This window comes from Saccharothrix sp. ST-888 (assembly GCF_000955975.1).
Classification (GTDB): Bacteria; Actinomycetota; Actinomycetes; order Streptomycetales; family Streptomycetaceae; genus Kitasatospora.
In genome coordinates, this window is record NZ_JYJF01001157.1 from 1 (window position 1) to 230 (window position 230).

Annotated in this window: 1 protein-coding gene; it reads right to left on the reverse strand. The window is 73.5% G+C overall.

Going from position 1 to position 230, the window contains the following annotated elements; translation table 11 throughout:
* Nucleotides 1–230: acyltransferase domain-containing protein (locus UK12_RS36050; protein WP_045307454.1), on the reverse strand; the 230-nt coding region annotated here is incomplete at both ends.

Consider the following 230-nt stretch of genomic DNA (forward strand, 5'->3'; position numbering starts at 1 on the left):
ACCGTGGACAGCAGCGGCACCCGGCCCGCCTGCGGGGTGATCCCCGCCAGCGCCTCGGCCAGCTCCTCGCGGATCGACTCGACCTGCGCCGAGTGAGAGGCGTAGTCCACCGGCACCCGGCGAGCCCGGACACCGTCCGCCTCACAGGACGCCAGCAGGTCCTCCAGTGCGGCCGGCTCACCCGAAACCACCACCGACGACGGACCGTTGACGGCGGCGACCGAGATCCG